Here is a 26,510-nt window from a genome sequence, read left to right as displayed (position 1 = left end):
CGATAGCCGGAGCAACTCTAGGGGCACGCCCAAAAGAAAATTATAGTATAAAAAAAGGTTCAACTTTGTCAGTTGAACCTTTTTTACATTACACAAAAACTTTTTTATTTCTTGTAATACTTTTTATATTTTGGATACGTAACAGCTCCTATAAAAGAAATTGTTCCAAGAGAATACCAAATCCAACTTAGAGAATGTGCTTCACCACTGGCGTAAGAGTGTAATCCTACTAGGTGAAAATTCACACCATAATAAGTGAATAGAATAGATACAAAAGCAAACATACTCATCAAGTTAAAAATCCATTTTCCTCTTAAAGAAGGAACAAATCGAGCGTGAATCACAAAAGCGTAAACCATGATACTGATTAATGCCCAAGTTTCTTTTGGATCCCATCCCCAGTAACGTCCCCAACTTTCATTGGCCCATTGTCCCCCAAGGAAGTTACCAATAGTTAACATAATCAATCCAATAGTTAATGCCATTTCATTGATATAGGTGATCTCTTGAATATTCAAATCCATTTTAGCTTTGTTCTTTTCATTGGTGAAAAAGATCAATAACAAGGAAACAAAACCTAATATCATTCCGAGTGCAAATGGTCCATAACTAGCCACAATAACGGCTACGTGAATCATTAACCAATACGAATTAAGTACAGGCTGTAAATTAGCTATTTCTGGATCAATCCAGTTGGCATAAGCAGCTGCAAGAATCATTGCCGATACGAATGCTGCAGACGCCACAGTCAGTTTCGATTTAATATCAAATGCTAGCCCAAAAAACATCGTTGCCCAAGCTACGTAAACAATCGCTTCATACGCATTACTCCATGGCGCATGCCCTGAAATGTACCAGCGTGCTACTAGAGTTACCGTATGCAGTACAAACAAAGTAGCTATAACAATATGCATCGCATTTACTAGAAAACGCAATACTTTTTTATCCTTGAAAATTTGAAGGATAACAAACAACATCATTAATATGGCAGCATATAAATAAGCGAATGGTAATTTTTGAAGTAAATCGTATTTGTTGTACAGTATCTCCAATGAAATTTTGTCATCACTTGGTAACACTTTGATCCCAAATTTCTTTTGATACCCATGAATACTTTCCACTAAATCATCCGCATTTTTATAATCATTTGATATAGAAGCATGATTTAAAGCGCCAAAATACAACGGTAAAACACTTTTAGTATACGTAGAATCCATGCCTTTTAAACCAGCATGTTCCAACTCTAATGTTGAAATCCACTTATTATTAGGATCATTTGGTATGGGGAATATTTTTAAAATACTACCACTTAATGCTGATTCCATTAAATTTACTTTCTTATCCGTCTCAATAAAGTCTTTTTCAAATTGATTTGGATTAGCCGCCTTGTAAGCCGCATCCAAATAAGGTGATAACTTATAATTCCCTTTGGCATCAAAAAAGGCTATAAAAGGAGCTGTTGTAGCTTTAACATCTACACCTATTAATTTTCGGATACTATCGTTTCCACTTCTTAAATAAATCAAAGGCACTTCAATCCATAATTGAGCATATTGAGATATAGATAAGAAAACTTGATCAGAATTCATCCCTTTATAATCATTAGAATGACTTACTTTTCGTAATAATTCAGATGAAAAAGTATTAATAGGCTTCATTCTACCACCCGCATCTTGAATGACCAATCGTCCAAACTTGGAAGCATGTTCTTCAGATACTTTGAATTTATTAATCAAGGAATCTATTTGTTTTTCCGTAGGAGCTACTCGCATGTGGCTCTCATTTTCAGCATGATCGGCATGATTTCCATTGGCATCATGATCGTGATTATGAACTTGCGCAAAACCATTAAAACTTAACAATAAAACTAAAACAGTCAGCAGTTTTGCTTTTTTATCTTTTACCACTTCTAATTTTCTTTTTATATCAGCAAATCGAGAATGCTTCGTGAACATTATAGACATCATCGCAAAAAACAACATGAAATACCCAGCATATGTAATCCCTGTTCCCCAAGAATCATGATTTACTGAAAGTACAGTCCCTTTCTCATCTGGATCAAATGAAGACTGAAAGAAACGATACCCTTTGTAATCCAAAACATGATTCATAAAAATTCTGGCGTCAAAAGTTTCAGTACTATCTTGAACCGTAACTTTACTTTCAAATGAGGAATAGCTTTTCTCCGTGCCAGGATATTTTTGAGCTATAAAATCATTCAATTTTATTTTAAAAGGCAAAACATACGCTTTACTACCATAGAAAAAAGTATAATCAATTGCCCCTATTTTTACAGTTTGAAACTGCCCTACTTTTCCTTTTGAACCTACAACAGTAACTTCTTTTTCTTGACCTTCGGCTTTTACTTTCAACACTAAAGCATCTTCATGATTTTTAGCTTTAAAATCGTTACTAGACTCATAATCAATCACCCCTTTTACAGCTGGATCAGGAAATACAAAACGTTTTTCTCCAATACTATAAAGAGATCGCATCATTAAAGGCTGTACAATATCTTTAGTAACAGCTCCCTGAAGTTTATCAGCCATTCGCATAAAATTACCTTCAAAAGGAGTCTGGATTGTATATGCAGTTCCAGTTGTATTGATGTTTATAGCTCCTTCAGTAGGTTTATTTAAAGCAAATAAGACGTTGTGAATATTTTGAACTTCTCCTTCTTTCAAGAAATGTTCTTCACGACCACCATCCCCTGCTTCAACTAATTTTAAATATAAAATACCTTTTGAATCCGCCTTTACATATTCCTTGGCTCCCATAATAAAATTCTTGTATTCTATTTCAAAAGGAGTATCCGCAAATTTATCAGAAATTGTAAAATCATTATTAGTAACTGGAGAAAGCAATAATTTTTTCTCAAAAACTCTACGTTTCATTTCGCCTTTGTATTCCCCATCAACAAAGACAGTAAGAAAAGTTTTATCAGAATAAAATTGATTTTCGGCAGCACCTTCCCGTATTGGCATCATTCCTTCATAACTGATATAGCGAGTTACAAAAGCTCCCAAAAGAATAAAAATAAAAGCCAAATGAAGTAATAATGTAGCCCATTTTTCTTTCTTTAATAACTGATAACGCTTTATATTTCCAATGAAATTAATCATAAAAAACACCATTATCGCTTCAAACCACCAAGTGTTATAAACTAAAATTCGAGCAGTGTCAGTATTGTATTTACTTTCGATGAAAGTTCCTGTACCCATTGCAATCGCAAAAGTCAAGAACAAAATGGCCATTAATCGTGTAGAAAATAAAATGGAGAATATTTTTTTATTCATTTTAAAGGAATTGTGTTTTTTAAAAGTGCCACAAAAGTACTTAAAAATGTTGACTTCTATATTTGAGCAATTGTTAATTTAATCTAAAATTAAGCCTTTTACAACAACTAATCGATTGTTTTTTTAGGGATTTTATAAAAAATGCAACGTAAGAATAGTTGTAAAGACTTTAAAAAAAATTGCTAATTTTGTCAAATGGTTAAAGTTATTATTATTGGCTCTGGAAATGTTTCGCAACATTTGATAGCTGCGCTACAAAAATCCCAAAACAATGGGAACGAGATTGAATTAGTTCAAGTATATTCAAGAAAAAAAGAAACTCTTGCTCATTTACTTGATTACAAAAAAATTGTTACTGATTATGCTGAGCTGCAAGAAGCTGATTTATATATAATAGCCGTTACTGATGATGCTATAACCAAGGTTTCTGAACAATTACAGTTCAAAAACAGATTGGTTGTTCATACTTCTGGTAGTGTTTCATTGGATAATTTAAATAATAACAATCGAAAAGGGGTCTTTTATCCGCTACAAACGTTTACTAAAAACAAGGAAGTCGATTTTAAAACCATCCCTATTTGTTTAGAAAGTGAAAATGCAACGGATTATCAATTATTAGATAAAGTAGCAAAATCCATTTCCGAAAAAGTGTATACCATTAACTCTGAACAAAGAAAAGCCTTGCATGTAGCGGCCGTTTTTGTCAATAATTTCACCAATCACTTATACCATTTAGGAAATGAAATCTGCAAGGAACACCAAGTTCCTTTTGCTATTTTACAACCACTAATTCAAGAAACCGCTCAAAAAATAATGACCCTATCACCAGAGGAAGCACAAACCGGTCCTGCGATACGTAATGACAAGCAAACCATTGAAGCACATCAATTATTTTTAACAAATAACAATCAATCCAACATTTATAAAATACTAACACAATCAATACAAGATAATGGCAAAAAGTTATAAAGAATTAATGAATGACATCACTACGTTTATTTTTGATGTTGACGGCGTACTTACAGACAGTTCCGTATTTGTAACCACCGAAGGTGAAATTCTAAGAACTATGAATATTCGTGACGGTTACGCTTTGAAAGCAGCTGTGGAAAGCGGGTATAACGTTTGTATTATTTCTGGAGGAAGTAATGAAGGGGTTCGTGTGCGCTTGCGTAATTTAGGTATTACCGACATTCATTTAGGAACACCCGATAAAGTAGAAACGTTTAAAGAATATACAGAACTGTATTCGATAAACCCAGAGCAAGTACTGTATATGGGCGATGATATTCCAGATTATCACGTTATGAAATTAGTAGGATTACCAACCTGTCCACAAGATGCTAGTCCAGAAATTAAAGGGATTTCAACTTATATTTCGCATAAAAATGGAGGGAAAGGTGCTGCCCGTGATGTTATTGAGCAAGTGATGAAAGTACAAGGAAAATGGATGGAATATTTTGACGGAAAACACGATTAAATCGGTTTTGATTACCATTTTCAGTCATCATTAATTAGAAAAAGAGAACTCGCACAGAAAAAAAACAACCATGAATTTTCTAAAACTTATTCGATACCAAAACTTACTTCTGCTTGCTTTCATGCAACTCGTTTTTAGGTTTGGTTTTTTGAAAATGCAAAATATTCCTTTGGCATTAAACGACTGGCAATACCTTTTACTTGTATTAAGTACGGTATTGATAGCTGCTGCAGGATACGTGATTAATAACATTTTTGACCAAGATACAGACTTAGAAAATAAACCAAATAATCTAATTGTAGGGAGAAGCATTTCGGAAACATCAGCATATAATATTTATGCTGTTTTAAACGTAACTGGTGTTGCGATAGGTTTTTATTTATCCAATGTAATATCTAAACCAGGATTTGCCTCCATTTTTATTTTAATTGCCGCAACACTATATATTTACGCAACCAGCTTGAAGCAAATGTTGCTAGTTGGTAATTTTGTCGTTGCGTTATTGCTATCATTCAGTGTCGTGATTATTGGAATTTTTGATTTATACCCCGCCATTACTTCTGAAAACCAACAAATAATGGCCGTACTTTTTTCCATACTACTTGATTACGCTGTATTTGCTTTCTTAATTAATTTTTTAAGGGAAATCATCAAAGACTTAGAAGATATAAATGGAGATTCTAATCAGGGAATGAAAACACTACCAATTGTTTTAGGAGTTAAAAGGACATCAAAACTAGTTTTTGCTTTAAGTTTTATTCCAATAATTTCACTTCTTGTATATATCAAGAATTATTTTATGGCTAATAATTTACAATTTGCAGCCCTTTATTCGATTGTATTTGTCTTGGCACCACTCATTTACTTTTCGATAAAAAGTTGGGAATCAAAAAACAAAAAAGACTTTCATAAACTCAGTATCCTTTTAAAATGGATTCTTCTTTTCGGAATTTTATCAATTGTAATTATTACTTTAAATATAAAATATAATGCTTCAAAATAAATTAAATCAATACAAGCTCATTTTAGCATCTGGATCACCTAGAAGACAACAGTTTTTTAAAGATTTAGAATTGGATTTTGAAATTCGATTAAAAGAAATCGAAGAGATATTCCCTTTAGAATTAAAAGCAGGTCAAATCACTGATTATCTAGCTAAACTAAAAGCAAGTGCATTTGAAGGAGAATTAAACGAAAATGAAATATTGATTACCAGTGACACCATCGTTTGGCATAACAACAAAGCCTTAGGCAAGCCAAAAGATAAAGAAGATGCTTTTGCCATCTTAAAATCATTATCAAATTCTACGCATGATGTAATTACATCCGTTTGTTTTAAAACTAATGTAAAAACTGAAGTTATATCCGAAACTACAAAAGTTACTTTTAACGAATTAAGTGACGAAGCTATTTTGTACTACATAGATAATTACAAGCCATATGATAAAGCAGGTGCATATGGAATTCAGGAATGGATTGGGTTCATTGGTGTATCAAAAATTGAAGGTTCGTATGCTAATGTTATGGGATTACCAGTTGATAAAGTGTACGAATATTTGAGTAACTTAGCATAAAACGTATCGTATGACTTTCTTTAATAATTTTACAAAAGAAGTATTCGCAACTGGGATTCTCCTATTTGTGTTTTTTTTATTGCGGATTATTGTTTCCAAATTAGTTAGGCGTTTTGCAGAAAAAACAAATCGAATTGTACATCGAACCAATCTGGTCATTAAGTATCTTAATTTACTTACTAATATACTGGCAATAATAGCATTAATACTTATCTGGGGAGTACAAACCAAAGATATCATCATTGCAATTTCCTCTATTACAACTGTTGTAGGGGTAGCCATGTTTGCCCAATGGTCCATTTTAAGTAACATCACATCTGGAATTATTTTATTCTTTTCGTTTCCTTTTAAAATTGGAGATGTTATCCGAATACATGATAAAGATTTCCCTATCATTGCTGAAATTGAGGATATTCGTGCATTTCATGTAGCATTAGTTACAAAAGACGGTGAAATAATTGTCTACCCCAACAACCTCCTTTTTCAAAAAGGAATATCAATAATGAAAATTCATTTTGACGATAACGAGTTTGTAGACTAATATTTAGATATCTAACATTTGTTTTCAATATATTCTATCCAAAAGTTTCTTTTTTAAGTGGTAATTATATAAAAAATATAAAAAAACATATAACTCAAAATTAGTATTAAAACATCAAATTTGCTTGTTGAATAGTAAGTGATTTCAGTAGAATTTATTGTTTATTTTAAAAACAAACATAGCATGAACAACACCATTAAATATCCTTTTTTCATCAGGCTTAGCTTTACTTTAATAAGCATAATAAGTATCACCTATATTTTTTATATGGGAAAAGATGTTTTCATTCCTGTATTATTAGCCTTTTTATTTGCGGTATTACTATTACCAATTGTTTCTTTTTTAAATTCAAAATTACGTTTCCCTAATGCATTGGCAGTGAGCATCACCGTACTCCTTTTTGTTTTGTTTATTTTAGGAATTCTAGCGTTTATCTCATACCAAATTAGTGATATAGCCAGTGATTTTGAAAAAATCGGAAAAAACATTAACCTATTCATTACTGACATACAACGCTTTATAAGAACCAATTTTCAGGTAAGTCTATGGGAACAAAGGAAATACATTGAAGACGTTACGGAAAACTCCGTAAAAAAAGGAAAAGAAAGTATTGGTACAACTCTACTATCAGTTACTGATACTCTGATGAATATTACTTTAATTCCTATTTATACCTTCCTCATTCTTTTGTATAGAAAACATTTTGTTTTATTTTTAACTAAGTTATTTAGAGCTGAATTTCATGAGAAATTACAAAGCATTTTAGTCCAAATAAAAAGTGCTGTACAAAACTACATCTCTGGTTTAATAATAGAAATGATTTTAGTTTCTATTTTAACTAGCATTGGGCTTTATTTTATTGGGATACAGTATTATATATTACTAGGTATTATAACCGGAATATTAAACCTTATCCCTTACATAGGTATTTTAATTGCAGGTTTTTTGACATTTTTAGCATCACTAACTGGAACGCCCGATTTATCAATAATATTGGGAGTTGTAGGAGTAAATGTAGTTGTTCAGATAATAGACAATAATATTCTTGTACCTTTAATCATTAATACCAAAGTACAAATTAATGCTTTCGTTTCAATAATAGGGATAATTATAGGTGGTGCCATTGCAGGAATTTCAGGAATGTTTTTGGCTATACCAATATTAGCTGTTTTAAAAATTGTTTTTGACCAGATAGAAACTTTAGAACCTTGGGGCTATTTAATGGGCGATAATTTACCTAAAAAAATTATTTGGGAAAATAAAAAAGACGCCAATTATAGTTCTAAAAAAACAAATAATTCAGGAGAAAATAAATTGACTGATGATATGGTTTTTGAAAATGATATAGAGCAGGTTTAACAAAAATTAGACCACTCGATTTAAATTAATGTCGCAATCATAGATTCTAACTCATCAATTTTGACAACATATCGCTTTTTAATTCTTGTAAATTAAAAATATTTATAAATGTCTCCTAAACAAAAAATAGCGCTATTATTTTTGATGCTTTTTTGCTGTCAATTATCCTTTTCACAAATAAACAAAGTAGAGAAAGACAGTGCAGACATGTACAAATCTATTCAAACGTATTCAAAAAAAAATAAGTTTACGAAATTTATGCATGGTTTGATTTTTCAGCCTATAAGAGCTACAGCAAAAGCTAAAATTCCAAAACAAAAAACACACAAAAACCTGCAAGGGAAAATTATTCGGAACATAACAATAGTGACACTGGATCCTTTTGGGTATTCTGATTCTGATACAACTGCTTATCCCCGAAATTGGTCAGAAAGAACAGGAAACAGACTCCATCTTAAAACGAAAGAATTGGCTATTAAAAATTTACTGCTATTTAAAAAAAACAGTGAGTACAATTCTTTCATAATTCAAGAGTCTGAACGTATCATTAGATCACAACGATTTGTTAACAGAGTAACCATTTCGGAAGAATTAATTAGTAAAACAAGTGACTCTGTTGATGTGTACATTCGGGTATTGGACTCATGGAGTACCATCCCAAAATTTGAAGTTTCAAATTCCCGTATTTCTGTAGGACTAAATGAAAATAACTTTTTTGGTACTGGACAACAATTTGACTATCGTTTTACAAATCGCTTTAGTGATGGAAAAAATGCGAATAACTTAGCTTATACCATCCCTAATATTAAGAATACTTTCATTAAAACAAAATTAAAATACCAAACTGATCTTGAAAATAATTATACTAAAAGTATCGATATTGAAAGACCATTTTATTCTCCACTAACTAAATGGGCTGGAGGTATTTTTTTAGAACAACAATTTAGAAAAGATACCTTACAAGGAAGAGACTTGATTTATGTAGAACAAAATTTCAAATACAGCTCTCATGATTTTTGGTTAGGAAAAGCATTTAATATATTTAAAGCAAACTCAGTAAATGAAAGAACAACAAATCTGATTTTAGCAGGGGGTTTTATGAATAAGAATTATATTGAAAGTCCTTCAATTGATTATGACCCAATCGATTTTTATTCGAATGAAAAATCATTACTAATGGGAATAGGTATCAATACCCGAAAATTTATTGAAGACAAGTACATCTTTAAAAATGGGATCATTGAAGATGTTCCCATTGGAAGAATTTACGGAATAACTGCAGGTTATCAATACAAAAATAAAAGTTGGAGGCCTTATCTAGGCGCCCAAATTTCGTTTGGTAATTATCATAAATGGGGATTTTTGAGTACCAATTTAGAAGTTGGTACTTTTTTTAATCAGTCTAAAACAGAGCAGTCAGCCTTTTCTTTTCAAGCCAATTATTTCACCCACTTAATAGAGCTGGGAAAGTGGAAATTTAGACAGTTTATAAAACCGCAAGTACTTATTGGATTAAATCGGAAAAACTCGATTGGGGATCAACTTTCAATTAATGAAAATTATGGGATCCAAGGATTTAATAGTGCGGTGTATGGAACAAATAAAATGGTCATGACACTACAAACACAATCCTATGCTCCAAAAGATATTGGTGGGTTTCGCATGAATCCTTATTTTAATTATACCATTGCCGTTATTGGAAATAGTCAAAGTAGCGTACAAAAAAGCAAGGCCTATTCTAAAATTGGAATTGGCGTTATAATAAGTAATGACTATTTAGTTTTTAGTTCTTTTCAATTTTCACTTTCGTACTACCCAACAATTCCTTTTGAAGGGGACAATGTTTTTAGAACTAATGCTTTTCAGACCACAGATTTTGGTTTTCAAACCTTCGAGTTAGCTAAACCTAGAACAGTCTTGTTTAAATAATCAACTTCTATTTAGCTTTCATATGTTTAATATTCAATAAATTAAAATTTATTTTAATTTTAAATATGTGTGAATATTATAATTTTTGTTGTTAATTATACAAATCTAATTATAAGATTATTATTATCTTTATATCAGTTAAAAAAACAAAATTAAAACCAAATAACTATGAAAAAACTAAGTTTTTATTTAATGATAATGGTATTATCATTAACTGCCTGTCCAAGTTCTATGTTTGCTGCTGAAAAAAATGTACCAACTTCAGAACCAAAAGAAATTCCTGCAGAAGTTCAAACAATGCTAAACCGCTTAGAAGAAATAAAAGAGATGGACAAATCATCTTTAAAATCTTCAGAAAAAAAAGAACTTAGAAAAGAAGTTCGTGAAATAAAAGAAAACTTAAGATCATCTGGAAATGGATTGTACCTTTCCGTAGGAGCAATTATTATTATTATACTTTTATTAATTTTATTACTATAAGTACATAATTAACAACTACATAAAAAAAAGAAGTGTTTATAACACTTCTTTTTTTATGTAAATATTCGACTTAAATAACTGTTAATATAAGTGTTTTGGCATCATAGTTGTTTTTAGTATTATGTATTGAAAATTCAATACTTTAAAAATTAAAATAAAAAATAGAAAAAATGAAAACTATAAAATTAATTGCAATTGGAATAGTTCTATTGGTAACAAGTGCTACACAAGCACAGGTTTCAGTAAACGTAAATATTGGTACACCTCCTTCCTGGGGACCTTCTGGTTATGATCAAGTTGATTATTATTACTTACCAGATGTCCAAGCTTATTATGATATTCGAGCTTCTCAATTTATTTATTTTGGAAGTGGTCAATGGGTAAGATCAAGATATCTTCCGAGACAATATAGAAACTATGATTTATACAATGGATATAAAGTAGTATTAAATGATTATCACGGAAGAACACCTTATACCTATTACAAACAACACAAAGTAAAATATTACAAAGGGTATAAAGGACAACCTCAAAGATCAATTGGCAACAGGAATGACAACCATAATGACAGTCATAGAGATAATGATAACCATAAGGATAATGGGAATCATAAAGGAGGAAATGGAAATAAAGGTCACGGAAAAAGCAAACATTAATTTATAATTACATTGTTAAAAAGAAACGTATAATGCGTTTCTTTTTTTTTGGCATATACCCAATTAAACGTTAATAAAATCATTCTGGCACAGTTGTTGGATTCTATCTTAAAGTATATACTAAATGAATAAAAATTTAAAAAAATTAATTTAAAAATATAGAAAAGATGAAATCATTAAAACTAATTGCCGTTGGAATAATTCTACTCATATCAAGTGCTACACAAGCTCAAGTTTCAGTAAGTTTAAATATAGGTACAGCTCCATCATGGGGACCTTCAGGATATGCAAATGTTGATTATTATTATTTACCTGATGTTCAAGCGTATTATGATATACGTGCTTCTCAGTTTATTTATTTTGGAAGTGGTAGATGGGTTAGATCGAGATATTTACCAAGACAATATCGTAATTACGATTTAAACAGAGGATATAAAGTAGTACTAAATGACTACCATGGTAACAGACCTTACTCAAATTTCAATCATGATCGAGTAAGATACCACAAAGGATATAGAGGTGAAAATCAAAGATCTATTGGATATAGAAATAATGATAGAAGATCAGATAACCATAGATACACACAAAATCGTAGATATGCTGATAACCATAGAAAATCAAATAATTATAGAAATGAAAGACATGATGAAGGACATGGAAACAGTCGTGGAAAAGGTCATGGAGAAGGAAACAATAAACATAATAATAGAAGAAATTAATCCTTTTATTTAAATTAAAAAAGAGCATCGTAAATGATGCTCTTTTTTTTGCCATATCCTTTTTGGTTAAGAAAATTAAAAAACAATTAAATGAAAAATATATAATTACTACATTTGAGGTAATTGTAAATTAATTTCCGAAAAATGATTAAAAATAAATATATTTTAACCTTACTAATTCTAATTTCCTTTCAAATACTTTTAGCACAAAAACCTCAAAAAGTAACTTCCGCTGAAATCTATAATCAAATTGAAAAACTCAATTTCCTAGGATCTGTTCTCTACATTGCAGCACATCCTGATGATGAAAATACCCGATTAATTTCTTATTTATCAAATGAAACCAAGGCCAGAACAGGGTATCTTTCCTTAACACGTGGTGATGGAGGTCAAAATTTAATAGGCCCGCAATTAAGAGAACTATTAGGTGTAATACGTACTCAAGAATTGATAGAAGCTAGAAAAATTGATGGTGGTGAACAATTTTTCTCAAGAGCTAATGATTTTGGTTTTTCAAAAAATCCTGATGAAACATTACAAATTTGGGATAAAGAAAAAGTACTTTCCGATGTAGTTTGGGCCATTAGAAAATTCCAACCCGATGTTATCATCAATCGTTTTGACCATCGCTCACCAGGTACAACTCATGGTCATCATACCTCTTCGGCAATTTTAAGCACTGAAAGCTTTAGCCTAACTAATAATCCTAGCATATTTGCAGATCAATTAAAATTAGTAAAACCATGGCAACCCAAACGCCAGTTTTTTAATACTTCTTGGTGGTTTTATGGAAGTAAAGAAAAATTTGATGGGGCAGACAAAACCAATTTAACAACAATACAAACTGGTGTTTACTATCCTGATTTAGGGAAGTCAAATCAGGAAATTGCAGCTTTAAGTAGAAGTAGCCATCAATCACAAGGTTTTGGAAGTACTGGAAGTCGTGGGGCGGATTCTGAATATCTTGAATTGATTAATGGTGAATCCTTAAAAGATAAATCTAATATATTTGAAGGAATAGACACGAGTTGGAATCGCATTAAAGGCGGAAAACCTATTGGAGATTTAATAGCGGAAATTACGTCTAAATATGATTTTACAAATCCTTCGGCTAGTATTCCCAACTTGGTCAAAGTCTATCAAATGATCCAATCATTAGATGAAGACCATTGGAAACCGGTAAAATCAGAAGAACTGAAAAAAATTATTACAGCTTGTGCTGGCTTATATCTAGAAGCAGTTGCGACAGAGCAAGAAGCAACTCCTGGAAGTATTGTTGGTTTAAAACTGGAGGCTATAAATAGAAGTACAGTATCAATACAATTAGTAAGTGTTGAAACTTTACCAGAGCAAAAAACGATTGTTCAAAACAAAGATTTAAAAAACAACATTTTAGAAAACATAAATCTCAATTTACAATTACCTTCAACAATTGATTACACTCAGCCGTATTGGCTTAAAGAGAAAGGAACTGTAGGGATGTATACGGTAAATGATCAAAAAAATATTGGAATCCCAGATATTATTCGAGAGGTAAAAGTAATTTTCAATATGAAGATTAATGGAGTCGAAATTCCTTTTGATCGCACTGTTGTTTACAAATACAATGATAATGTAAAAGGAGAAATGTATAATTATCTAGACATTGTTCCTGCAGTTACAACAAGTATCCTTGATAAAGTGTCGCTTTTTAATACAGGAAGCCATAAAGCAATAGCTGTAAAAATTAAATCTGGAAAAGACAATATTAAAGGAGATTTGCAACTTGATTTACCTGAAAAATGGATTGTTTCTCCAACATCAATTCCATTTAATTTAGACAAAAAAGGAACCGAAAAAATTGTTTACTTTGAAGTAACTCCTCCCAAAGAACCATCTGAAGTTATTGCAAAAAGTATAGCGGTAATTGACAATAAAATTTATAATACGGACCAAGTAATAATTGACTACAGTCATATCACGAAGCAGCAAGTATTAGCGCCAGCAGAATCAAAATTTATTAAATTAGATTTAAAAATTAATAATCAAAAAATTGGATACATTATGGGCGCTGGTGATGAAGTTCCTGAGAGTTTAACTCAAATGGGATATATCGTTACCCTATTGAATCCTGATGAAATTTCCCCTGAAAAACTAGCCCCTTTTGACGTTATTATTACTGGAATCCGTGCCTATAATACCGTACAAGTATTAACAAACAAACAAAAAATTCTTTTTGATTTTGTAAAAGGAGGAAAAACAATGCTGGTACAATACAACACACCTGATTTAAATCCCGGTCTAGAAATAGCTCCTTATCCTTTAACCATGTCTCGTGATCGTGTTACTGAAGAAGATGCTACAGTAAAATTTCTAGCACCTAATCACCCCATTTTAAATTATCCAAACAAAATTAGCGCTACTGACTTCGAAGGATGGACGCAAGAGCAAGGTTTATATTACCCAAGTGAATACGATAAAGCCTTCACTCCTATCTTATCTTCAAATGACAAAGGAGAAACACCAAAAAATGGTGCATTACTAGTAGCTCCTTATGGAAAAGGATATTACATTTATACAGGTTTGAGTTTATTTAGAGAATTACCCGCAGGAGTCTCAGGAGCTTATCGATTATTGTCCAATATGATTTCATTAAAAAATCCAACAACAATTCCTGATCAGAAAATAAAACCCTAATACTATGGAGGCAAAAAAAACAAAAAATTGGAAAAAAAATTATACATGGGTGCTTATAGCAAATGCCATTTATATTTTGATCTTTTATCTAATAATGAAATTATACTCATAAAATATGCAACTATTCGATTGGATTGTACTTATTGTAACCCTATTATTTATAGTAATTTACGGAGCTTGGAAAACCAAAGGAAGTAAAAATGTTGAAGACTTTATTCTAGGTGGTAACGAGACCCCATGGTATACTGTAGGGCTTTCGGTTATGGCTACACAAGCTAGTGCTATAACCTTTTTGTCAACTCCAGGACAGGCTTATCATGACGGTATGGGATTTATTCAGTTTTACTTTGGATTACCTATTGCTATGATCGTTATTTGCCTCACTTTTATTCCAATATATCATAAGTACAAAGTCTATACTGCTTATGAATATTTAGAAAAAAGATTTGATTTAAAAACCCGTTCATTAGCTGCAATCCTTTTCTTATTTCAAAGAGGATTAGGAACAGGACTTACCATTTATGCACCTGCTATCATCTTGTCAGCAATATTAGGCTGGAATCTTACTTATATGAACATTGTTATTGGTGTTCTAGTAATTATATATACATTTTCGGGAGGGACTAAAGCGGTAAATGTAACCCAGAAACAACAAATGTTTGTGATTATGTCAGGGATGTTCATTACCTTTTTTCTCATATTGCATTTTTTACCAAACGAAATGACTTTTAGTAATGCCTTGCATATTGCTGGTGCAAATGATAAAATGAATATTGTAAATTTCTCTACTGATCCCGAGGAAAAATATACTTTTTGGAGTGGAATAACGGGAGGATTTTTCTTGGCATTAGCATATTTTGGAACAGATCAATCACAGGTAGGACGTTATTTATCAGGAAAATCAGTCCGAGAAAGTCAGATGGGATTGATTATGAATGGCCTTTTAAAAGTTCCAATGCAGTTCTTTATTTTGTTAACTGGAGTAATGGTTTTTGTCTTTTTTCAATTCAATCCAGTTCCTTTAAACTTCAATCCTAATAATAAAATAACGATTGAAAAATCACAATACAAAGAAGAATATCATGGTTTAGAAAAACAATTGGATGCACTATCAGAAGATAAAAAAGTAATCAATCTATTATATATTGACCAACTCAACCAAGATTATGACAATCCAATTCTTAGAAAGGAATTAATAGCCTTATCCTCGAAGGAAAAAGATTTAAGAGAAAGAGCTAAAGAGATAATTTTAAAAGCGGATAGCCATAGTGAAACGAATGACAAAGATTATGTATTCTTTCATTTCATTCTAAATTATTTACCAAAAGGGCTTATCGGGTTATTACTAGCAGTTATTATATCAGCAGCTATGTCTTCTACCGCATCGGGATTAAATGCATTAGCATCCACAACAGCTATAGATATATACAAGCGTAACCTAAAAGAAGAAAAGTCAGAAAAGCATTATCTAAATGCCACTAAGTTCTTCACTTTATTATGGGGTATCATCGCTATTCTTTTTGCTTGCATAGGGACCTTATTTGAAAATTTAATACAGTTGGTAAACATAATAGGCTCCATATTCTATGGTACAGTATTAGGGATATTCCTTGTAGGTTTCTATATTAAACATGTACAAGCCAAAGCAATATTTTATAGCGCTTTAGTAAGTCAAATGACAATTTTTATAATTTATTATTTTGCCATTCATGTGTATCCAAGTGGCGAGGCCAAATTAGGATATTTATGGCTTAACTTTATTGGAGCTATGTTGACTATAATTCTGTCATCATTACTGCAATGGACTGTTTGTAGAAATTCTAAAAAGTAAATTCAGTTATTTTTTTACAAAATGAGAATTGAATATATTCACCAAAGCATTAGGGTTAAATGATTTTAAGAGTATTTTTCCATCTTTATCTAATAAAAAGAAATTTGGATTTGAATAGGCATTAAAATCTACTAAATATTGTTTTTCATCGTCAGTGTTTTTTAAGTTAATCCAGTCTGTCAATTTATTGTCAGTGATAAATTTAATCCACTGACTTTCATCACTGTCATTTAATACCGATACAACTTGAATCTTTCTGTCTTTAAAATAAGCTTTAAATTGATCAAAATAGTTTTTAACTAAAGGTACCGTTTCCATACAATGATGACATGTAGGGCTAAAGAAAACCAAATACGTAAGCTCATTTTGTGCATATATATTAGACAGATTGAATTTTTGACCATTTTGATCTTCCATACTGAAATCAGGAATTTTAGATAACCTAGGTAAGACTTTATTGGTGCTAATTAATGCTTTTAAACCACTTTTTTCCTGATCCGTTAACACATCACAGGTTACTCCGTCTATATATTTTTTAGAAAAATATTCTAACGTTTGTTCTAAATTTTCGTCATCAAAATAATATAAATTAGACATAATCCATTTAGAAAAAATGCCGTAAGTACCTGTTTTACAATTCATACCATCAAACAAAATATCTAAATCCTTTGAATAGTTTTCATTATTTAGAGGTAGCACTCTAATGTACGTGTATAGTAACGTATAGACATTAGGCATCAATATCAATTGCTTATCATTTTTATTTATAAAACTGAAAAATGAATCTCGGTATTTGTATTTTGAAGCTAAATCATCTGGTTTTTTCTCAGCAATTTTATTTTCAATTTTTAAATACAAACTTAGAGATGAATTGGGATACTTAGCAATTATTGATTTACCTAATGCTATTTTTTGATCTACTGTAAGGGTCTTAGAATTGATTTTTTTCTGGTAGTCCAGAAAGTCAATAGTACGATTAGAATACAAACATTTTACATTTGCTATCGCTTTCTCATTCAATTCTAATCCTATTCTATCACCGTTATCTATTGACAGCTCTACATATTCTGTAGGCTTAGATTGAAGCATTAATTTATAAATAACTCCAATAATTTTATTTTTTTTTGTAAAAACAACTTTCTGTTTCGGGGACTTGACAGTAATGCTATCTAGAATAATATCTTGTTTTTTAATACCATAAGTATAGCATAACAGTATTTTTTCATTTACAAGATTCTCTGTATCAATTGTTACAACATACCCGTTTGAGTCTGTATTGACAATAGCTTTCTTAACTACTTGCGAAAAAACTGGATTAATACAACAAAGACTTATAACAATGAAGAAAGATTTTAACGTAGAATACATTACCTAGACTTTATATTTTAAGTCAAATTATGTGACTTAATTACTGATTTCAAAAACAAATATGTTCATGCTTAAAGCAGAATAATTTAATTACTTACTCCAATCAGAAATACTGTCTTTATTCATTTTAACGTAATCTTGATTCCCCGCTTTTTCAGCTGCAACTAAAGATAATTTTGCCGTTTCAATTGCTCCTTTTTTATCACCTTGTTTCGCTTGAATCAATGATTTTAGACGCAAATAGAAGAATGGTTTTTCAGTGCTTAGTTCTAACGCTTTATCCATATAAGTTCTAGACTTTACAATGTCACCGTTCGATTGAAAAAGGTATTGAGCTGATGCAAAATAATCACCTGCGTTTGGCCCTGCTAAAGCTTTTTCTATACTTGCAGTAGCGATTTTTTGTGTAGGCACTTCAAATTTTAAAGCAGCATACGAATTTTCCCAATACATTTCTAAATACCCATAATTAGTATCTAAACCGCTAAGTCCAATAGTGAAAGTCTCCGCTGCTTTTGGCATAGATTCTTCTTTTACAGTTGTTCTTAATGCTACATTTGCTTCATTAAATTCTTGTGGAGTTCCCCAGTTATCTGTAGTTGAATAAAAAATCACATCCCAGTTTTGGCTACTTGGAACTGTATATAATGCGTATTTTCCCTTTTTCAACGTTTTTCCGTCAATTACAACATCATCACTAAAAGATACTGTTGTGTTTTCATTAGCACCTGTTCTCCATAATTTACCAAAAGGAACTAAATTACCAAAAACAGCTCTACCACGAGCCGAAGGTCTTGAATATACAATCTCAACATTTGTCAATCCAACCATTTGGTTTATCGTAGCTTTAGGGCTTTGTTGTGGAGTTTGTACTTGTGCCTCAATTGTAAATTGAGTAATGATAATAGCTAAAGCAATCAGTATTTTTTTCATATTTAATAAATTATGTTTTTTCAAATTTACAAATTCAGGCATTTGTAAATGTTAATTATTCCTTAATTCCATTTTTATATTGTGAAACTGTTTCAAAATTAATATCTGAAAAATGATTGATGATCACATCAGCTTCTGATAGATCTTGATCTTTGGAGTGAAAACTATTGTAAGCAACACAAAATATTCCAGCAGCTTTTGCTGCTTTGATTCCATTTGTACTGTCCTCTATTACAATGCAATTATCTTTAGGAGCTACAGATAATGAAGCAGCATGCTCAAAAATAGCGGGATGCGGTTTCGAATTTGGAAAATCTTCTCCACTTACAATATGTGTAAAATAATCATGCAATTTGAATCGGTTAAAAACGCGTTCTATTGTTACTTTTGAAGCCGAAGAGGCTAAAATTAATTGCATCCCCTTTTGATGAAAATCTTTAATTAAGTTTTCTACACCTACTAATAATTCTAAATCTTCCTTTTTATCAAAAGCGTCATTAAAAATAGTGCGTTTTCTCTGAATCATATCTTCAACATCATTTTCAAGCTGAAAAATATCTTTTACTTTTTGAAATGTATTTCGAGTAGAATTTCCTGTAAATGAGGTAAACATTTCTTCGGTGACATCAATTTGCAATTCTCCAAATTGCTGAAAATAAGCATAACGGTGTACCGGTTCTGTGTCTACAATTACACCATCCATGTCAAAAATTACAGTTTGTATCATTTTATAAGTTTATTTTTTTAGTTCTAATTTCTTAAAACAGCATATTATTTTTTAAGCAAATAACGAATCACAGTTTCTGCAGCATATAACCCAAATAATCCTGGCATATAACTGTTTGTTCCATAAAATGATTTTTTATAATTAGAACCATCTGTCATTTTTAAACTTTCTTCATCTTGAATTTCTGAAGAGAAAACGACTTTTAGCTTGTCTATTTTATGTTCTTTTAATCGTCTTCGAATGGTTTTAGCCAAAAAACAATTTTCTGTATTATTAATATCAGCTACCTTCACTTTTGCCGCTTCCATTTTTCCACCGGCACCCATACTAGAAATAATTTTAACTCTTTTTCGCTTGGCGCCAATTATTAAATTTAGTTTTGGTGTTACGCTATCAATACAATCCAAAACGTAATCAAACTCATCAAAAACAATTTCAAATGCGCGCTCTGGTGAAAGGAATTCCTGTACACGTGTCAATTGTAGTTCCGGATTAATATCCATCAATCGATCGCCTACAATAGTGATTTTCGGTAGCCCTACAGTAGAATGTAGTGCCGGTAATTGCCTGTTTATATTTGTAATGTCTACAACATCTCCATCCACAATAGTCATCTTTCCTACTCCTGCTCTTGCTAAAAACTCAGCCGCAAAAGACCCAACACCACCCAGTCCCACGACCAAAATGTTAGCATTTTGTAATTTATTTAATCCTTCTTTTTTAAATAAAAGTTCCGCTCGTTCTGTCCACTCTGCCATTGTTTTTTTTTTAAAGTTTAAGGTTTAAAGTTCGAAAAACTAGACCTTTTGAATATTAGTTATCTTAAATCAAGTCTGTTTTAAAAACAACTTGAACATTATTTTTTATTGTTTGTTGCAATTCGGCTGCCGTGCATCTTTTATATTTTGCCGCCAACGCATATACTTCATCAATTGTTTCTACTACTGTATCTGTTTCTAAAAAAAAACGATCGCTAGGTGTAGAACTAAAAACAGTTTCTAATTCAGGATTTCGCAATAAATATTTCCCAAAAGAAATATAAAACCCATTATCGATTAATATCTTGGCCACTTGTGCATTTTTGGAAAAACCATGAATAATCATGGGAACCGAAATATGCAAGCGTTTTTTGGTCTCTATTACTTCTTGAAAAGCAGCTACACAATGAAGTACAACTGGTTTCTTGTATTCTTGAGCTAAAAGCAATTGTTTTTCGAAAACCGTTTGTTGCAATTTCATTGGAATTTCAATTCGTTTATCAAGTCCACATTCGCCAATAGCAAGGCAATTGGGCTCTTGTAATTTACTTTCAATAATTTCTAAATCGGATTCAAGACGCTGTTCGTTAATAAACCAAGGATGAATTCCTATGGAATAAAATGGAATATTGGCATCAAATTCCCAAGGATATTGATTGACCAACTCCAACACATTTGGATTATTAGTCGAATTATGAATATGTAAATTAAAAAAATCCATTAGTCGTGAAATTTTTTGACTCCTGCTTTTATCTCTATATTCAGGTCGTTTTCCAAAGGCACTTTTGGACAAGAATATTTATGACTATAGGCACAATAGGGATTGTATGATGTATTAAAATCAATTGCGATTGTATTGCCTTTTGGTGTTTTTAAATCAATGTACTTCCCTCCTATATAACTCTCATTTCCACAAGTTAAATCTGAAAATGGTAAAAACAAATAGTCTTTGTATTTTTTTTGTTTTGATAACTCAATATTCTTGTAAATATTAAGTTTCATCTTTTTACCGTCGATGGTAAAATGTGCTTCACCATATTTTACATAAACTGGTTTCCTATCTGTTGACGTTTTCATCTCGAAAGGTTTCTCATTATCAGTTCTAATAAATTGAGCGATAACAGCGTATTTTTTATCAATAGGATAAAAGTCTAAAGTTTTAAAAACAGCTAAATCTTCAGCCATCAAAGGACTCGTTTTTGCATCAGCATATTCACTATTGATTTCCTTTTGAAATTTTTCAGCGTCACTACTATCATATTTTTCTTGGGCAAAACCAAAATTTAACTGAAGCAGTATTACTAAGGATAAAAACTTTTTCATTTTTTTTTGTTTCAGCAAAAATAGTTTAAAAGTTACAAAGGGACAAAGACTCTAAGTTACAAAGTTTTCTACCTTTGTAAAAATTTACTATTTAATAATGCTAATAACTGCTTTTCAACGTTACATCAATAATTTCAAGGGATTTTCAAGAGAAATTTGGATTCTTACACTCATCACGTTTATCAATAGAGCGGGAACGATGGTATTGCCCTTTTTATCTAAATATTTAAAGGAAGACTTACAGTTTTCGTATGGTGAAGTAGGATGGATTATGGTCGCATTTGGTCTGGGTTCCATGTTGGGTTCTTGGCTCGGAGGAAAACTATCTGACAAAATTGGCTTTTATAAAGTAATGGTTTTTAGTTTATTTAGTAGTGGTGTTTTCTTTTTTGCGCTCCAATATATTACCAGTTTTTGGGGATTGTGCTTTGGAATGTTTAGCATTATGACTTTGGCTGATATGTTCCGACCAGCGATGTTTGTTTCATTAGGTGCTTATGCAAAACCCGAAAATAGAACACGCTCTTTAACATTAGTTCGATTGGCTGTAAATCTAGGTTTTGCAGCTGGCCCCGCTTTGGGTGGTTTGATTATCATGGGAATTGGATATCAAGGTTTGTTTTGGGTTGATGGTAGTTCCTGCATTGTGGCGATTTTGATTTTTGCTCTTTTGGTAAAAGAAAAGAAAAAATCCTCACACCATGACCCACATGCCACCATACTGGAGGCCGCTTCCGTATTTAAGGATACCATTTTCTGGATTTTTCTATTTGTTAGCTTTGTCACGGCAATGATTTTCTTTCAATTATTCACCACTTTACCTTTATATCATAGTGAAAAATTTGGTTTGAGTGAATTGCAAACCGGTTTATTGATGACCTTAAATGGTTTATTGATTTTTGCATTAGAAATGCCTTTTGTGGGTTATTTTGAAAGAAAAAAAGTGCAGAAACTCAAAATTATTCTTTGGGGAGCATCAATAATGGCAGCTAGTTTTTATTTATTACTCATCAATGTTTGGGCAGGAATACTTATAATTGCCATGATTATGATGTCTATTGGTGAAATATTTGCTTTTCCGTTTTCGAATACTTTTGCGATGAGTAGGGCACCTAAAGGACATGAAGGGCGTTATATGGCATTGTATACCATGAGCTTTAGTTTAGCTCATATTGTGAGTTCTAAAGTGGGACTTGAAATTATTGCTCGATTTGGTTACCAAGTAAATTGGTTCGTTATGGGAACTTTTGGTATTTCGGCAGTTTTATGTTGTATTTGGATCCAAAAACTGCTAAAATTAGAAAATAAACTAGCCTGAATCTAAGTTTTCCTACAGAACTCCTATTCAATATATCGCGTTAAAATTGATGAAAATTAACTGATTACCAATATTTTATTTTTTATAACTATAAAAATAGTTTTATAACTGCAATTTTAGTTGTAAAACTAAAAAAATAGTTGTAAGTTTGAATTGCGTTAAGGATAGTAGGCGATATCCTCGTAGTGAAACGAAGAGATAAAGCCGAATAGCCTGCCCCCGCTTTTTTTTGCGGGGAACGCCCAAATAAAACTTGAGCTATGCAAAAACTGACAAACAAAGAAGAAGAGATCATGCACATTTTATGGAAGCTAAAAAAAGCGTTTGTAAAAGAAGTAATGGAAGAAATCACAATTGATCCACCACATTATAACACCTTATCGACTATTATACGGAATCTAGAAGAGAAAGGATATGTATCGTATCATGCTTATGGAAAAACTCATCAATACTTTCCTATTGTTACTATTGAAGAGTACCGAAAAAAATTTATGAATACCGCTATTGATAATTATTTTAATAGTTCCTATAAAAACATGGTTTCCTTTTTTGCCAAGGAGGAAAAAATTTCGGCAGCGGAGTTGCGAGAGATTCTGGAAATGATTGAAAATAAAAAATAAAGGTATGGAAACGCTATTTATTTATCTCATCAAATCCAGTGGATTACTTGCGTTGTTTTTTGTAAGCTACCATTTTATGTTGCGAAAGGAAACTTTTTTTACCAGTAATCGTTGGTTTTTATTAAGTGGATTAATTACGTCCGTGGTTTTACCTCTTGTAATTTTTACAAAAATAATTTGGGTGGAGCCTGTTGTAACAAATACAAATTGGTCCAATATTCCTGCATCGAATTATATAGAAGAAAAATCATTTGAAGACTATTTACCAATACTAACTATTTTAACTTACAGTCTTGGGATACTTTTATTGCTAGCCAAATTTGCCTATGATTTTTATAGTTTACAAAGGGTCTTAAAAGGAAAATCGACTCAACAACAGGCTGATTTTAAACTTATTGACATAAAAGAAAATCTAGCACCATTTTCATACTTTAATACTATTGTTTACAATTCGGCATTATACAGCCCTATCGAGTTAGAAAATATTTTAGAGCATGAAAAAATTCATAGTGAACAACACCATACTGTTGACGTTCTGATTTCGAGATTGTTTTGTATTGTTTTTTGGTTCAATCCATTTATTTGGTTGTATAAAAAAGCGATTTTGCAAAACCTTGAATTCATTGCTGACAGTGAAGCATTAAAAAAAATATCAGACAAAAAAGCCTATCAAATCACGCTTCTAAAAATAACAACACAGGAAAATTGTGTTGCCATTACCAATCATTTTTATCAATCATTAATCAAAAAACGAATCGTTATGTTAAACAAAAATCAATCAAAAAAAAGGAATTCTTGGAAGTACTTATCAATACTTCCTGCTCTAGTTGCCTTTGTATTTCTATTTCAAATTGAAGTAGTTGCACAGGAAAAAGTAAAAGAAACAATGACTACGGTAAAAGAAAGTCCAGATAACGACTTAAAAACTGAACTTAGCCAAAGTAGCCCTGACCCCATCAAAAAAACGAGAACTGTCAACGTGCACTCTACAAAAGAAGGCGATAATGAAAAAGTAAAAACTATCTATATTGATGGTAAAGAAGCAAGTCAAGCTGACTTAGACGCATTAGATCCCAGTGTAATTAAGACTATGGACGTTAATAAAAATGACGAAAAATCAACCATTAAAATAATCACTAAAAATAGTAATGGTATTCCAAATGACACCGAAATTTTTATAAACGGAAAAAAAATGAGTAAAAAGGAATTAGATGAATTGGATTCAAAAGATATTGAAACAATGGATGTAAGAAAATCTAATGCTACGAATTCTAACAAAAATACAATTAGAATAATTACTAAAACAAGAACTCAATATTCTGACAATAAAGACATTCCAACTCCTCCAACTCCTCCAACTCCACCTACTTTTAATTTTAAAGCTCCAAAAGCCCCTAATTTTCCCAAGGCTCCAAAGGCTCCGAAAGGAGATCCAATCACAGGAGATAAAAAAGCTTGGAAAGACTTTGATATAAAAATGGAAGAGTTCAACAAAAAAATGGAAGCCATAGCACCCGAAATGGAAGCATTTGACAAAAAAATGGCAGAGTTTGATAAACAAATGGAACCTTTTAATGCTCAAATGGAAATTTTTGAAAAAAAAATGAAAGTGTTCGAAAAGCAAATGGAAGAATACGAAGTCAAGCTAAATGAAAATAAATAGAAATTATAAATCATTGAAGACGGTCAATATCAAGACCGTCTTTTTTTATATCTTTGAAAAAAATAAATCCAACTATGTTTAAAATAGTAGCTCAACTCAACAAACTTATCTTACCCAGTTTTACGAAGCAAAGATTAGATTTGGCCAAAGCCAAAAAATGGCAAATGGCAATTATTGGATTTAGATATTATGTAACTACAAGAGCATTAGACTAGTGCAAATAACATGAAATAAATTTTAATTTTATTTTAAAATTGACTTGCAAAACTAATAAGATTGCTTATATTTGCACCCGCATTAAGGCCTCGTGGCGCAACTGAATAGCGCACTTGATTACGGCTCAAGAGGTTACTGGTTTGAATCCAGTCGAGGTCACTACTTAAATCCTTAAACACACTGTTAATCAGTAGTTTAAGGATTTTTTGTTTATTGATTTGTACGATTTTTGTATTGTTGAGGTTCGCAAGTGCTTTTCTATTGGTTTTCTTTAATAAAAAAAGGTTTTCTTTTAGCTTCACATTATGCACTTCTTACACTACTAAATTTGAATTATATTGATTAATCAAAAGTCTATTTTAATCTACTTTAGAATACTACTGTAATCTATTTTAGTATGTACTCATTAATAAACTTTCAAGAGTTCCCAGCGGGAAACTATCTGCAATTTGAATTTTAGTATTTAATCTTTTGAAACGTTTTGTTTCTTTTGCTTTATAGTGTGTTTTGAAATACTTTTTATATCGTTCTTCATAAACCTCATCTGAAAGTTGGCTAGCTTCAAGAATTTTAAACAAATCTCTATTCTTTTTACTTTCTATTTGTTTTGAGTACATCAAACCGTTAAAAGCTTCTCTGTGATAAAAATAGCCACTATGTAAATACAACTTTCGACAATACTTTTTAGTCAAGGGACAAACAAAATAAAAAACCTCTCCTTTGCCTAAGTTTGATGGTTTACTAATAATTTCTACTTTGTACGTAGTTGGTTCTCCATTACATTTATAATCTAATGTAGCGTACATTTCTAAGCTATTATTAGTTACTGAAATACTAATACTCGAATGTTTCTCACCGTTTCTACTCCAAGTTATCGCACCCGATTTTGTACCTAAAAAATTTAAGTAGTTCCATTCTTTTAATTTCGTGATTGATACTGTTAAACAGTCCTCAACCGTTGTTGGATAATTTGCGTAACGTCCCATAATGAATAACCTAAATTATTAAAGAATAATGAACTTTAAAGATAAGTTTTTTTAATA

The 26,510-nt window shown here is 31.2% G+C and carries 24 protein-coding genes and 1 tRNA gene; 17 read left to right on the top strand and 8 right to left on the bottom strand.

Annotation, left to right across the window (positions count from 1 at the left end):
- Nucleotides 1-104: 104 nt before the first annotated feature.
- Nucleotides 105-3,296: a cytochrome c biogenesis protein CcsA gene (gene ccsA / locus AB3G39_RS08640; protein WP_369764831.1), complete on the bottom strand. Its 3,192-nt coding sequence runs from the start codon at nt 3,294-3,296 to the stop codon at nt 105-107.
- 195 nt (nt 3,297-3,491) lie between these two features.
- Between ccsA and AB3G39_RS08635 the strand changes: the two genes are divergently transcribed.
- The 12 genes from AB3G39_RS08635 (at nt 3,492) to AB3G39_RS08580 (ending at nt 16,541) form a co-directional block, all read left to right on the top strand.
- Entirely contained in the window at nt 3,492-4,265 is a 774-nt protein-coding gene (locus AB3G39_RS08635; RefSeq protein WP_367770628.1) for a Rossmann-like and DUF2520 domain-containing protein, read from the top strand.
- Nucleotides 4,249-4,776, top strand: a complete 528-nt coding sequence (locus AB3G39_RS08630) for a KdsC family phosphatase (RefSeq protein ID WP_367770631.1) — start codon at nt 4,249-4,251, stop codon at nt 4,774-4,776. The genes AB3G39_RS08635 and AB3G39_RS08630 overlap by 17 nt, the downstream gene beginning before the upstream one ends.
- A gap of 70 nt (nt 4,777-4,846) precedes the next feature.
- Nucleotides 4,847-5,779: a geranylgeranylglycerol-phosphate geranylgeranyltransferase gene (locus AB3G39_RS08625; protein ID WP_367770634.1), complete on the top strand. Its 933-nt coding sequence runs from the start codon at nt 4,847-4,849 to the stop codon at nt 5,777-5,779.
- The gene (locus AB3G39_RS08620) at nt 5,766-6,350 is read left to right on the top strand and encodes a Maf-like protein (protein WP_367770637.1); all 585 of its coding nucleotides are present in this window, start codon (nt 5,766-5,768) and stop codon (nt 6,348-6,350) included. The genes AB3G39_RS08625 and AB3G39_RS08620 overlap by 14 nt, the downstream gene beginning before the upstream one ends.
- A 10-nt stretch (nt 6,351-6,360) precedes the next feature.
- A complete protein-coding gene (locus AB3G39_RS08615) occupies nt 6,361-6,891 on the top strand; it encodes a mechanosensitive ion channel domain-containing protein (RefSeq protein ID WP_367753714.1) in 531 nt (176 codons plus the stop codon).
- Between the two features lie 183 nt (nt 6,892-7,074).
- On the top strand, nt 7,075-8,250 hold the full coding sequence (locus AB3G39_RS08610; protein WP_369764830.1) for an AI-2E family transporter: 1,176 nt from the start codon (nt 7,075-7,077) through the stop codon (nt 8,248-8,250).
- 108 nt (nt 8,251-8,358) lie between these two features.
- The gene (locus AB3G39_RS08605; protein WP_369754052.1) at nt 8,359-10,179 is read left to right on the top strand and encodes a hypothetical protein; all 1,821 of its coding nucleotides are present in this window, start codon (nt 8,359-8,361) and stop codon (nt 10,177-10,179) included.
- A 168-nt stretch (nt 10,180-10,347) separates the two neighbouring features.
- Nucleotides 10,348-10,659 carry a hypothetical protein gene (locus tag AB3G39_RS08600; protein ID WP_367753719.1) on the top strand — a complete coding sequence of 104 codons (312 nt, stop codon included), beginning with the start codon at nt 10,348-10,350 and terminating at the stop codon, nt 10,657-10,659.
- Between the two features lie 170 nt (nt 10,660-10,829).
- Nucleotides 10,830-11,315 (top strand): hypothetical protein, encoded by a 486-nt coding sequence (locus AB3G39_RS08595; protein WP_367770644.1) that lies wholly within the window; start codon nt 10,830-10,832, stop codon nt 11,313-11,315.
- A gap of 167 nt (nt 11,316-11,482) precedes the next feature.
- Nucleotides 11,483-12,034, top strand: coding sequence for a hypothetical protein (locus tag AB3G39_RS08590; RefSeq protein ID WP_367753723.1), 552 nt, complete (start codon nt 11,483-11,485; stop codon nt 12,032-12,034).
- A 144-nt stretch (nt 12,035-12,178) separates the two neighbouring features.
- Entirely contained in the window at nt 12,179-14,710 is a 2,532-nt protein-coding gene (locus AB3G39_RS08585; RefSeq protein WP_369764828.1) for a PIG-L family deacetylase, read from the top strand.
- A gap of 115 nt (nt 14,711-14,825) precedes the next feature.
- Nucleotides 14,826-16,541 carry a sodium:solute symporter gene (locus AB3G39_RS08580; RefSeq protein WP_367770649.1) on the top strand — a complete coding sequence of 572 codons (1,716 nt, stop codon included), beginning with the start codon at nt 14,826-14,828 and terminating at the stop codon, nt 16,539-16,541.
- A gap of 6 nt (nt 16,542-16,547) precedes the next feature.
- Here the strand turns inward: AB3G39_RS08580 and AB3G39_RS08575 are convergent, their stop codons facing one another.
- From AB3G39_RS08575 to AB3G39_RS08550, 6 genes are all read right to left on the bottom strand, one after another.
- On the bottom strand, nt 16,548-17,909 hold the full coding sequence (locus AB3G39_RS08575; RefSeq protein WP_369764827.1) for a TlpA family protein disulfide reductase: 1,362 nt from the start codon (nt 17,907-17,909) through the stop codon (nt 16,548-16,550).
- A 90-nt stretch (nt 17,910-17,999) separates the two neighbouring features.
- Nucleotides 18,000-18,842: a DUF2911 domain-containing protein gene (locus AB3G39_RS08570; protein WP_369754055.1), complete on the bottom strand. Its 843-nt coding sequence runs from the start codon at nt 18,840-18,842 to the stop codon at nt 18,000-18,002.
- A 55-nt stretch (nt 18,843-18,897) separates the two neighbouring features.
- A complete protein-coding gene (locus AB3G39_RS08565; RefSeq protein WP_369764826.1) occupies nt 18,898-19,569 on the bottom strand; it encodes an HAD family hydrolase in 672 nt (223 codons plus the stop codon).
- 44 nt (nt 19,570-19,613) lie between these two features.
- Nucleotides 19,614-20,327 (bottom strand): ThiF family adenylyltransferase, encoded by a 714-nt coding sequence (locus AB3G39_RS08560; RefSeq protein WP_369769275.1) that lies wholly within the window; start codon nt 20,325-20,327, stop codon nt 19,614-19,616.
- Between the two features lie 64 nt (nt 20,328-20,391).
- Complete coding sequence (locus tag AB3G39_RS08555; RefSeq protein ID WP_369769274.1) at nt 20,392-21,048, bottom strand: TatD family hydrolase; 657 nt, start codon at nt 21,046-21,048, stop codon at nt 20,392-20,394.
- A complete protein-coding gene (locus AB3G39_RS08550; protein WP_367770664.1) occupies nt 21,048-21,650 on the bottom strand; it encodes a DUF1684 domain-containing protein in 603 nt (200 codons plus the stop codon). Before AB3G39_RS08550 ends, AB3G39_RS08555 begins: the two co-directional genes overlap by 1 nt.
- A 97-nt stretch (nt 21,651-21,747) precedes the next feature.
- Here AB3G39_RS08550 and AB3G39_RS08545 point away from each other — a divergent pair, with 97 nt between their 5' ends.
- The 5 genes from AB3G39_RS08545 (at nt 21,748) to AB3G39_RS08525 (ending at nt 25,626) form a co-directional block, all read left to right on the top strand.
- On the top strand, nt 21,748-22,968 hold the full coding sequence (locus AB3G39_RS08545; RefSeq protein ID WP_367770667.1) for an MDR family MFS transporter: 1,221 nt from the start codon (nt 21,748-21,750) through the stop codon (nt 22,966-22,968).
- Between the two features lie 260 nt (nt 22,969-23,228).
- Complete coding sequence (locus AB3G39_RS08540) at nt 23,229-23,588, top strand: BlaI/MecI/CopY family transcriptional regulator (RefSeq protein ID WP_367770669.1); 360 nt, start codon at nt 23,229-23,231, stop codon at nt 23,586-23,588.
- A gap of 4 nt (nt 23,589-23,592) precedes the next feature.
- Nucleotides 23,593-25,251: a M56 family metallopeptidase gene (locus AB3G39_RS08535; protein WP_369769273.1), complete on the top strand. Its 1,659-nt coding sequence runs from the start codon at nt 23,593-23,595 to the stop codon at nt 25,249-25,251.
- A gap of 74 nt (nt 25,252-25,325) precedes the next feature.
- Complete coding sequence (locus tag AB3G39_RS08530; protein ID WP_367770674.1) at nt 25,326-25,466, top strand: SsrA-binding protein; 141 nt, start codon at nt 25,326-25,328, stop codon at nt 25,464-25,466.
- 86 nt (nt 25,467-25,552) lie between these two features.
- Nucleotides 25,553-25,626, top strand: a tRNA-Arg gene (locus AB3G39_RS08525).
- A 233-nt stretch (nt 25,627-25,859) separates the two neighbouring features.
- On the opposite strand, the gene AB3G39_RS08520 is transcribed toward AB3G39_RS08525, so the two are convergent.
- Nucleotides 25,860-26,453, bottom strand: coding sequence for a hypothetical protein (locus AB3G39_RS08520; protein ID WP_369769271.1), 594 nt, complete (start codon nt 26,451-26,453; stop codon nt 25,860-25,862).
- Nucleotides 26,454-26,510 lie beyond the last annotated feature (57 nt).

Origin of the sequence: Flavobacterium sp. WC2416 (assembly GCF_041200095.1) — a bacterium.
Taxonomy (GTDB): Bacteria; Bacteroidota; Bacteroidia; order Flavobacteriales; family Flavobacteriaceae; genus Flavobacterium.
Note: the sequence above shows the minus strand (reverse complement) of the source record. Positions and strands in the feature narration are given on the sequence as shown.

Excerpts from the sequence above, each read along its gene's own strand:
- AB3G39_RS08630 (WP_367770631.1), top strand. The coding sequence starts at position 4,249 with ATGGCAAAAAGTTATAAAGAATTAATGAATGACATCACTACGTTTATT.
- AB3G39_RS08580 (WP_367770649.1), top strand. The coding sequence starts at position 14,826 with ATGCAACTATTCGATTGGATTGTACTTATTGTAACCCTATTATTTATA.
- AB3G39_RS08535 (WP_369769273.1), top strand. The coding sequence starts at position 23,593 with ATGGAAACGCTATTTATTTATCTCATCAAATCCAGTGGATTACTTGCG.
- AB3G39_RS08610 (WP_369764830.1), top strand. The coding sequence starts at position 7,075 with ATGAACAACACCATTAAATATCCTTTTTTCATCAGGCTTAGCTTTACT.
- AB3G39_RS08555 (WP_369769274.1), bottom strand. The coding sequence starts at position 21,048 with ATGGATTTTTTTAATTTACATATTCATAATTCGACTAATAATCCAAAT.
- AB3G39_RS08585 (WP_369764828.1), top strand. The coding sequence starts at position 12,179 with ATGATTAAAAATAAATATATTTTAACCTTACTAATTCTAATTTCCTTT.
- AB3G39_RS08570 (WP_369754055.1), bottom strand. The coding sequence starts at position 18,842 with ATGAAAAAAATACTGATTGCTTTAGCTATTATCATTACTCAATTTACA.
- AB3G39_RS08545 (WP_367770667.1), top strand. The coding sequence starts at position 21,748 with ATGCTAATAACTGCTTTTCAACGTTACATCAATAATTTCAAGGGATTT.
- AB3G39_RS08620 (WP_367770637.1), top strand. The coding sequence starts at position 5,766 with ATGCTTCAAAATAAATTAAATCAATACAAGCTCATTTTAGCATCTGGA.
- AB3G39_RS08615 (WP_367753714.1), top strand. The coding sequence starts at position 6,361 with ATGACTTTCTTTAATAATTTTACAAAAGAAGTATTCGCAACTGGGATT.
- AB3G39_RS08530 (WP_367770674.1), top strand. The coding sequence starts at position 25,326 with ATGTTTAAAATAGTAGCTCAACTCAACAAACTTATCTTACCCAGTTTT.
- ccsA (WP_369764831.1), bottom strand. The coding sequence starts at position 3,296 with ATGAATAAAAAAATATTCTCCATTTTATTTTCTACACGATTAATGGCC.
- AB3G39_RS08575 (WP_369764827.1), bottom strand. The coding sequence starts at position 17,909 with ATGTATTCTACGTTAAAATCTTTCTTCATTGTTATAAGTCTTTGTTGT.
- AB3G39_RS08600 (WP_367753719.1), top strand. The coding sequence starts at position 10,348 with ATGAAAAAACTAAGTTTTTATTTAATGATAATGGTATTATCATTAACT.
- AB3G39_RS08625 (WP_367770634.1), top strand. The coding sequence starts at position 4,847 with ATGAATTTTCTAAAACTTATTCGATACCAAAACTTACTTCTGCTTGCT.
- AB3G39_RS08520 (WP_369769271.1), bottom strand. The coding sequence starts at position 26,453 with ATGGGACGTTACGCAAATTATCCAACAACGGTTGAGGACTGTTTAACA.
- AB3G39_RS08590 (WP_367753723.1), top strand. The coding sequence starts at position 11,483 with ATGAAATCATTAAAACTAATTGCCGTTGGAATAATTCTACTCATATCA.
- AB3G39_RS08605 (WP_369754052.1), top strand. The coding sequence starts at position 8,359 with ATGTCTCCTAAACAAAAAATAGCGCTATTATTTTTGATGCTTTTTTGC.
- AB3G39_RS08540 (WP_367770669.1), top strand. The coding sequence starts at position 23,229 with ATGCAAAAACTGACAAACAAAGAAGAAGAGATCATGCACATTTTATGG.
- AB3G39_RS08550 (WP_367770664.1), bottom strand. The coding sequence starts at position 21,650 with ATGAAAAAGTTTTTATCCTTAGTAATACTGCTTCAGTTAAATTTTGGT.
- AB3G39_RS08635 (WP_367770628.1), top strand. The coding sequence starts at position 3,492 with ATGGTTAAAGTTATTATTATTGGCTCTGGAAATGTTTCGCAACATTTG.
- AB3G39_RS08560 (WP_369769275.1), bottom strand. The coding sequence starts at position 20,327 with ATGGCAGAGTGGACAGAACGAGCGGAACTTTTATTTAAAAAAGAAGGA.
- AB3G39_RS08565 (WP_369764826.1), bottom strand. The coding sequence starts at position 19,569 with ATGATACAAACTGTAATTTTTGACATGGATGGTGTAATTGTAGACACA.
- AB3G39_RS08595 (WP_367770644.1), top strand. The coding sequence starts at position 10,830 with ATGAAAACTATAAAATTAATTGCAATTGGAATAGTTCTATTGGTAACA.